This window comes from Corynebacterium tuscaniense DNF00037, from assembly GCF_000759055.1.
Lineage (GTDB): Bacteria > Actinomycetota > Actinomycetes > Mycobacteriales > Mycobacteriaceae > Corynebacterium > Corynebacterium tuscaniense.
Genome location: NZ_JRNG01000041.1, coordinates 19,118 through 27,437 on the forward strand (window position 1 = coordinate 19,118; position 8,320 = coordinate 27,437).

The 8,320-nt window shown below is 60.2% G+C and carries 7 protein-coding genes; 1 reads left to right on the plus strand and 6 read right to left on the minus strand.

Features of this window, described 5'->3' with window-relative positions:
• Positions 1-18 precede the first annotated feature (18 nt).
• The 6 genes from HMPREF2129_RS08740 to HMPREF2129_RS08765 all read right to left on the minus strand — a co-directional run bounded on the left by HMPREF2129_RS08740 (position 19) and on the right by HMPREF2129_RS08765 (position 7,151).
• Positions 19-1,044 (minus strand): FAD-dependent oxidoreductase, encoded by a 1,026-nt coding sequence (locus HMPREF2129_RS08740; protein ID WP_034665587.1) that lies wholly within the window; start codon positions 1,042-1,044, stop codon positions 19-21.
• Positions 1,037-3,754, minus strand: a complete 2,718-nt coding sequence (locus HMPREF2129_RS08745; protein ID WP_232218138.1) for a heavy metal translocating P-type ATPase — start codon at positions 3,752-3,754, stop codon at positions 1,037-1,039. The genes HMPREF2129_RS08740 and HMPREF2129_RS08745 overlap by 8 nt, the downstream gene beginning before the upstream one ends.
• Positions 3,755-3,771: 17 nt before the next feature.
• Positions 3,772-4,302: a hypothetical protein gene (locus tag HMPREF2129_RS08750; RefSeq protein ID WP_034665590.1), complete on the minus strand. Its 531-nt coding sequence runs from the start codon at positions 4,300-4,302 to the stop codon at positions 3,772-3,774.
• A gap of 20 nt (positions 4,303-4,322) precedes the next feature.
• On the minus strand, positions 4,323-4,916 hold the full coding sequence (locus HMPREF2129_RS08755) for a hypothetical protein (protein ID WP_052093078.1): 594 nt from the start codon (positions 4,914-4,916) through the stop codon (positions 4,323-4,325).
• A gap of 63 nt (positions 4,917-4,979) precedes the next feature.
• The gene (locus tag HMPREF2129_RS08760; RefSeq protein WP_084576751.1) at positions 4,980-6,728 is read right to left on the minus strand and encodes a bifunctional uroporphyrinogen-III C-methyltransferase/uroporphyrinogen-III synthase; all 1,749 of its coding nucleotides are present in this window, start codon (positions 6,726-6,728) and stop codon (positions 4,980-4,982) included.
• Positions 6,729-6,914: 186 nt separating this feature from the next.
• Positions 6,915-7,151 carry a glutaredoxin family protein gene (locus HMPREF2129_RS08765; RefSeq protein ID WP_034665592.1) on the minus strand — a complete coding sequence of 79 codons (237 nt, stop codon included), beginning with the start codon at positions 7,149-7,151 and terminating at the stop codon, positions 6,915-6,917.
• Between the two features lie 77 nt (positions 7,152-7,228).
• On the opposite strand from HMPREF2129_RS08765, the gene HMPREF2129_RS08770 reads away from it, so the two are divergent.
• Positions 7,229-8,185 (plus strand): HAD family hydrolase, encoded by a 957-nt coding sequence (locus HMPREF2129_RS08770; protein ID WP_034665595.1) that lies wholly within the window; start codon positions 7,229-7,231, stop codon positions 8,183-8,185.
• Positions 8,186-8,320: the final 135 nt, after the last annotated feature.

Here is an 8,320-nt window from a genome sequence, read left to right on the forward strand (position 1 = left end):
TAAAGCTACACGGGGCAGTTACGAAGTGGGCACATCATCCGCTGTTGCGCGGGCATGTGCGATCACATCGCAGATGCTGGGACCACTTACCCATGCGCCGGTTGCAGAGATACCGGGGATCTGTGCGATCAACTCGCTTGCTTCCTGTGCTGCAGCCTTAGTGGCAGCAGTGTCCTCCGGGAAAGCACCGAACCAGCGCTGAACATAGATTTCTTCCAGGCCAGCAGCGCGACCATCAAAGCCCGTTACCGTTGCCAGATCATCCAAGGCCCAATCCACCAGATCATCCTCATCCGCATGCGCTTCCACATTGAGGGTCGCGCGCACCAGGGCACCATCCCGATCAGCCAGATGGGGCCACCGCTGAGAGGAAAACACAAATGCTGCTGCGCGGACACCGTCCGCGCCGTCCGCAATGCGGACCTCTGCTGCCTCCGGCAACCCTTCACCGGTGGCGAAGCGCATACCCACAACAACGCTGTTGGTCAGTTTTACCTTTGCCAACGCTTCGGCGGCACCAGCATCCACCTGTTTGAGCAGAAGTGCTGCCGTGGGGGCCGGCACGGCAAGCACAACGTTGTCATACAGCTTGTCCTCCCCACCTTTGAGGCGAAAACCCTGCTTCCCACTTTCCTTATCGGTCTCGCGCGTGATGCCCGAAATGAAAGCATCAATGTAAATATCAGCGCCGGATTCCTCGGCGAGCTTCTCCGGCAATTCTTGGAGGCCGTGGTGGAAGGTGGTGGTCCGGGGGACGTCGATAAGCGAAAGCTCTTTGCCGTCCCACCGTAAGGTTGGCGCATCGGTGGGGTCAACGAGCGATCCAGTGAGGCCGAGATCCTCAATGAACGCACGCATGTCCTCGGTCGGGATGAATGATTCCGCGCCGATGTCCGTGGGGCCGCCTTCGAACGCGACGGTGCGCAGTTTGCCGCCGATGCGATCCGTTGCTTCATACACATCGACGCTCGCGTCACACACGTGCTTAGCCACGGTGAGTCCTGCCAACCCGGCACCAATAACAGCGATTTTTGTCTTAGACATTGTTCTCCCCATTGACCAGTTCAGAAATAGTCTCCGGCTCCACCCGGCCCTCATTCGGGAAACTACGCGCGCGCATAGACAACCCCTCGATGAGCAACGACGAACCCAGCATGAGCACGGTTGCCACAATCGGGGGAATCACACCCGCCACGGCACACATCAACATGAGGCCGTTGTAAATCCATGCCAGTGCCAAGTTGCGGTCAATGACCTCACACACTTTGCGGGCATGCAACACCAGTTGTGGCACCGCCATCACGTCATGGCGCAGCAAAACAGCAGACACCGTGCGTCCACGGCGGCGGCAAAGCTCCAGATCCTCCGAATCCGCGTACATGATGCTCACCGTGGCCGCGCGCAGTGCATCGCGCACAGTCGCATCACCCACGAACGCGACCTCCGCGCCCGCCGCCTGAAGGTTCCGGATCGCCCCCGCCTTCCGGTTATTCGTAATGCCCGCCAACACATTGGAGATACCCAAGAAATCAGCAAAACGACGAGCCACCGGGTACGTATCCCGCGTAAGCATCACCGTTTCCACACCCATCTGCTCCAGGCGGGACACGGCCTCATCGGCATCGTCCTTGAACGGGTCGAACAACGTGATTACACCACGGTCCTTCCCCTTCCACCGCACCACCACAGGTGTGCCACCCGAGGTAGCGGCCACCGCCAAACGGCCACGCAAATGCGACAGGTTCACCGGCCGCCACAACATGGCATCCACCTGAGTGGACGTCTCCCGGCCTTCCTCATCCACGTACACGAGGTTCACGCGCGCGTTCAGATCACCGCTCGGTTCCGCAGTCACACTCACCAGCTCATAACGCGTAGGCAAATCCGGGTTATTCTCCGTTTGGGTTTTCGCCTCACGCGCCCCCTGCACCAACGCACGCCCCGCCGGAGTATCTGATTCCATGGACACAGCACCAGCGATGCGCATGACCATTTCCTCACTCTCCCCCTCCGCCGACGTCACCGTTTCCACACACATCTGGGACTTGGCCAGCGTGCCCACGCGGTTGAACACCACCGTGTCCATCATCTCCAATGAACGCAGCGTATGGCCGTCACGCAGCAACACCCCGTGACGCGCCGCAGACTCAATCCCCAGACGCAGCGCCAAGGCTGGGGACAACGCCAAAGCGACCGGCGCAACACCGGCCAACACAGCCAAAGAGGTACGCAAAGCAGCGTTATAGTCGCCCGAAATCAGACCCCATAAAATGAAGCTGAAAAAGGCCACGGTCATAGACAACGGCAACAGGCGGGCAGCGCTTTGCGCATACTGGACCGTCGCGTACCGCTGACGCACTTCCACATCGCGCAACCACTGCATGACCACCAGCCAGCGTGTTGCATGGCCCGTGCGCTGCGCACGCACCTTGATCTCCCCGGACTCAATCACGGAACCGGCATAGACGGTGGAGCCGACTTTGACGTGGTTGGGCTCGTGGACGTCGATAAGCCCCGGCCGCAAACGAGCCTTCCCACCGATCACCTTGCCGTCGGCGGGAATGACCTCACCGACGTGCACCACAATGTCATCACCGCGATTAATCTCGGCGACCGGGATGAGCTCCTTATCAATCTCCGCGCGGCCACGCATCTTATTAATACGCGTGTACTCAACCTCCGGATCAAGCGATTGATCCGCCATCTCATCAATCAACAACCTGCGCGCACGAATCGAATACCTACGGCCAATGAGCAGCAACAACGTGATCCCACACGCCACATCCAGGAACAACTCCGGGCCGTGCTCCGTACCCAGCGTGGTAGCAAACCACGTGAACCCCGAATGCCACCCACGCTGCCCCGTCGGTGCGAGAAGAATCACCGCCGCGGACCACAAATAAGCAATGATGATGGCCATGGAACTGGCGCCATCAAGCGCCGTGATACCGCGCCGCACGCCACCCAACATCGCGCGGTGAAAGGGAAACGCACACCACGTGACCACCGGGGTGGCCAGCGCAAGCTCAACCCACTGCCACCCATCAAACTGCGCCGCCTGAACGTACGCGAGCACCAAAACCGGCAGTGTGAGAACCAACGCAACCCACATCCGCGCCGGTGTGACCAAATCACGCGCGGTGTACAGAACATCGTCTTTCCTATCCCGCTTCACCGGTTCCTTGCTCTGCTGCTTCCGCTGCGACTCCTCGCGTCGCGCCCGCGGACCAAAACCCGCCTGGCGTGCCCGATCAAGCGAACGCTGCGCCGAACGGCGACGACGCCGCAACTGAATCGGAACATCCTTTGCTGCCTTGCGCCGCACATAATGCTCAGCGCTTTCCACCGCCGCCGCGTAACGGAACATCGACGTATCCGTCAACGAAGCCTTAATTCCAAGCTCCGCAAACTTATCGACGATCACCTCCGGCCGCGTATCCACCGTCGCCGTCACCCACGCCGTCTTACGCGGATGAACCACACGGCATTCCACCCCGTCCAGCTCTTCCACCGCGGCCTCAACCATGTCAATGTCCGGCGCCGGTGGCAGATTTTCCAACACGAAGGAATAGGACACGTGTGGCCGGTCTTCTACATCCGCCGCAAACCAGATAGATGCCTCCCCCGGCTTTTCTTCCACACCAATACCCGCTTCACGCGCAGCATCCATCGCATCCTTGATGGAACGGCCAAGCTCCTCATGGGACTCTGTCACCGGGTCCGGGTGTTCACCGTTGTTCTCTGGTTTGGTCATGGCTACTCACTGGTCTTTCATTGGAAGCGCGGACTCATCTCATCCACGTACGCGTTTGAATCCGGACGAAACGCTAGAAGCATAGCCACAACCAGCAGAACCACCACAACCATAGATACCCAGCCCGTTAACTGCACCACAAACGACGCCAGATGCAAGAAGCACGTTAAAGCCACGCCCACACCAGCCCAACGGCGGGCGGTACGGCTACCTTTGGGGAAATACGCTGCTGCGGACACCAACCACACCGTGAGAATGATGCTGCCCCATGCCGTGACCCGCATATTGGTCATATACCTATTGCGGAATGCTTCGTCGGCGACATCGCCCAAGAGTTTGCTCACATCATGAATCACGGCGTCACCGGGGTATCCGTCGGCCAGCAATGTGAACGCGGTGAGCAACATCAACACACCTGCCGCGCAGATGAGGTAAAACGCAACACGCAGATTACGTGGGCACCCCTGCCCCGCAGTTGTTGTTGTGCGTCTGTGGTTACGGTTCGGATCATTCGGGTCCGTCACCATCGTGGGAAACATACCGGCCATGGTCTTCAGTCTGCCTCAGATCACTTGGGGCCGTGCAACGTCTTCGTATCCTTAGGGGTATTGGGCTTGGCCGTCCACGTGCGCACCTCATCCTGGGTGGCAAAGAAAATGGCGCACACGCCGGCCACGCCCGCGATGATCTGCATCGCCCCATCCAGAGCAATCAGTGGCGTCGGCACAGCACTGCCACTAACTGGGACCGCAAAGATCAACATGACGCGCAACGCGAAGTAGCCACCGAAAACCATGAGCAACTTCAATGCATTGTCCGCCCAGGAAGCCTGCTTGGCCACTGCCCGCACCGCAATTGCCAGCACCACGACGATGGCCAACGCGAACAGTGCCGCAATCCCAACAGAGGCGTACGCAAGCGCCGTCATGTTCGCGTCACCGATTTCCTTCGCCGCGGATGGACGCGCCTGCTTTGCCTGCTCAATCATCGCTGATGGATCAAGCAGGACCGCCACCACGGAAAACAATTGGTGAATCACCTCACCGCACAGCATGACAACAGCGGTGAGAACAAACAGGCGGACCGCCTCCGGCTTCCCTTTCTCGCCGGCAGCGGACGGAGCAATATGGCTTGGGGTCGTGCCCCGATCAGGTGTGGTCATAGTGATGAAATCACTGATCCTTCCAGTCCCGGAGTCTCCGAGCTGACTAACAAGCTTAAAGGCTTAAGAGCGACGCGCGCGACGCTTCTTACGTGGCGGGGGCAGCTGGCCTGCGGCACGCAGCCCAGCAACATGCTCTGCCAACGCATCAACCAGGGATGGTATGTCAGCCGATTCCGGTACAACGTCAACGCGCAAACCCTGTTCTTTCGCTTCCGCGGCAGCCATAGGGCCAATGCAGGCGATGATGGTGCGGGCATGTGGCTTACCGGCGATACCCACCAGGTTCTTCACCGTGGATGCGGAGGTGAAGCACACGGCATCAAAGCCACCGGTTTTAATCATGTCGCGCACTTCCGGTGCCGGCGGGGCTGCCCGGACGGTGCGGTACGCCACCACATCGTCGACCTCCCAGCCGCGTTCCTTCAGGCCCTCCACCAGAACGTCCCCACCAATATCGGCGCGCGGCAGCAGCACGCGGCCCACCGGATCAATTTCTTCCACGTAGTCCGGGAAGACATCCACCAGGCCTTGGGCAGTCTGCTTGGTGCGGTGCGGAACCAGCTCAGGGATCATGCCGCGGGCACGAATCGCATCAGCGGTTTTCTGCCCCACGGCCGCCAGGTGCACACCAGCAAAGGAGCGTGCATCCAGCCCGAGTTCCTCAAACTTGTCCCAGACTGCATCCACCCCGTTAACGGAGGTGAACACGATCCACTGGTAGCGCCCCTCAACAATGCCCTTAATCGCACGATCCATCTGCGCCGGGTTACGGGGCGCTTCCATCGAAATCGTGGGCACGGACTGAGGGATGGCACCGTAGTAGTTCAACCGCGCATTCATCGGCCCGGCGTGCTCCTTCGCACGCGGGACCAGCACACGCCAGCCGTACAGCGGACGGTTCTCCCACCAGGAATACTTCGAGCGGTCATCCACCGCAGTACCGATGGTGACAACGAGCGTGCCATCCAAATCCGCATCCAACTTGCCCACCGTTCCCAACGTCGCATCAAACGTGCGCTGCAGGCGGGTTGTGCCATTGACCGTGACTGTCAGTGGGGTATCCGGGGAAAATCCACGTGCAGTGAGCTCCGCACTGATCACCGGCAGGTGCTCCACATCAGCCTGAAGCACGAGCGGCTGCGGCGCGGCAGCAAGACCATCCCAATCAACCGGCTCATTAGCCAAGTCAGCCTCGGTGTACGTGGAACCCAACGCGATACCCGCAAAGGACGGCACAGTCGACGGCAACGACATTCCCGGCACAACCTGAAATTCAATGCCGGCAGCCGCCACCTCAGAAATCTCCCGCATAACCGCATTCCGGGTCAGCGGATTGCCCGCAATGAGACGAATGACATCACCATCGCCCGCATCACCACGAGCAATCGCAGCCGCCGCCTCATCAAGAGCAGCCTCAAGCTTTTCGACGATCCCTTCCCCATCCGGCTCACACTCCGACAACTCCGCCGCCGTCGGATCAGCCGGCTTCACCGGCTTACGGCGCGCACCGGCTTCCTTCGCCTTAACGCACATCTCCTCATACGCAGCAGCAGCCGCATCGAGTTTCTCTGCCGGTACCGGCAAAACCGATCCAACAACATCGCGCACACCCACGGACACACCCGGATCAACCACCGCAACAGCGTTACGCTCAAGCACTTCACGCGCACGGATAGTTAGCAGGTCCGGGTTACCCGGACCTGCACCAACGAAAATGACCTTCCCCCGCAGAGCATCTAAATCCGGGTCGCCAGAACTAGCGGTAGCTGCCTTCTTGGGCTCGGCTAAGGGCGTGGAGGCACTCGTCATCGACACAAATCTCTTCTAAAACAGACTGCTAAAACTGGGTGAACCTAAAATTCACAGGGCAGCCGTCGCGCCTGCTAGATCCTCCAAATCAGCGTTCAGGGGACCATATGAACAGCAGTGCCGACGGCATGTGGTAGTTACACCTTAAATTGATCAAGCAGAAATAGAAAACTGACGCCCGCACCATCACCCTTGAAGCGCCGCAGCAAGCTCCGCATTATCTACTTCCCAACACGCGAATTCCTCACCATCAATGACCACCACGGGAACCCGGTCGCCGAATTCGGTGGCGAGTTGGGGGTCCCCGTCGACGTCGATAAGCACTAACTGCGCACCCGCATCCGCAACAACAGGCTCGATCTGCGCGGCCACACGCTCACAAGAACCGCACGTCGCACGCACCATGAGTTCAACCAGCACCATCCAACCCCTCTCCAACGCATTGGGCGCCTACGATGGACTAGGCTACCGCCACCAGCACGACCGAAAGGACAGACCCCGTGAGCCCAATCAACGGCCCCCGCTCACAGTGGTCCCACTCGCGAGGCAACGTGCGCCGCTTCATCGAAAGCACCGCACTCCCACCCATCGACGACAACCACCAGCGCAAAGCCGGCCTCGCCGCCGCCCGCGCCGCCGTCGAAGCCGGTGGCATCCGCATCACCACCCCAGACCCAGACATCCCCCAACACGTCACCGCCGCCGCATTTTTCGACGTTGACAACACCCTCATCCAAGGCAACTCCCTCATCGCCCTTGGCTACCAACTATTCAAACGGCGCTACATCGAACTTCGCGACATTTCCCCATACCTCATCACCCAAGTCCGCTACCGCGTGTTCGGCTCTGAACTACCCGACGCCATGGCCCAAGGCCGGGAAAAAGCCCTCAGCGTGGTCAAGGGCCAAAGCGTCGAAGAACTCACGCAACTGTGCACCGACATCGTGGAAAACCACCTAGTAGACCGCACCTACAACGGGACCCGCGAACTCGCCGCCATGCACATCGCCGCCGGCGAACAAGTGTGGCTCGTCTCCGCCACCCCGGTCCAAGTCGGACAAGCGCTGGCCGCCCGGCTGGGATTCACGGGTGCCCTGGGCACCGTCGCCGAAGAAAAAGACGGAAAATTCACCGGACGCCTCGTTGGCGACATCCTCCACGGCCCCGGTAAAGCCCACGCCGTCCAAGCACTAGCAGAAGCCCAAGGCCTCGACCTCAAAGAATGCACCGCCTACTCCGACTCCGTCAACGACATCCCCATGCTGTCCCTCGTAGGCACCCCCGTAGCCATCAACCCCGACCGCCAACTACGCAAGCACGCCGAAAAAAGCGGCTGGCTTATCCGCGACTACCGCCCAGTCCGCCGCGCCTTCACCAGTGCCCTGATCCCCGTTCTCGTGGCATGTGGCGTTGTGGCCCTGGCGAAGGGCTGGAAGGCGGCGCGACATCAGAGCTAGGGGTTGCTTCCCACCTCCGCGCGACCTCCACCGGAAAGTACGAATCACGTGCTGCACATCTAACAGAATCCTGCAACCTTGTCGCACCGGCCCCTCGGTTCAAGGTTAACTAGCAATTGGGTCCGGCCTGTTTGG

Bases quoted from the DNA above. Each gene is read 5' to 3' on its own strand.
- HMPREF2129_RS08740 (WP_034665587.1), bottom strand. From the start codon at position 1,044: ATGTCTAAGACAAAAATCGCTGTTATTGGTGCCGGGTTGGCAGGACTC.
- HMPREF2129_RS08745 (WP_232218138.1), bottom strand. From the start codon at position 3,754: ATGACCAAACCAGAGAACAACGGTGAACACCCGGACCCGGTGACAGAG.
- HMPREF2129_RS08750 (WP_034665590.1), bottom strand. From the start codon at position 4,302: ATGGCCGGTATGTTTCCCACGATGGTGACGGACCCGAATGATCCGAAC.
- HMPREF2129_RS08755 (WP_052093078.1), bottom strand. From the start codon at position 4,916: ATGACCACACCTGATCGGGGCACGACCCCAAGCCATATTGCTCCGTCC.
- HMPREF2129_RS08760 (WP_084576751.1), bottom strand. From the start codon at position 6,728: ATGACGAGTGCCTCCACGCCCTTAGCCGAGCCCAAGAAGGCAGCTACC.
- HMPREF2129_RS08765 (WP_034665592.1), bottom strand. From the start codon at position 7,151: ATGGTGCTGGTTGAACTCATGGTGCGTGCGACGTGCGGTTCTTGTGAG.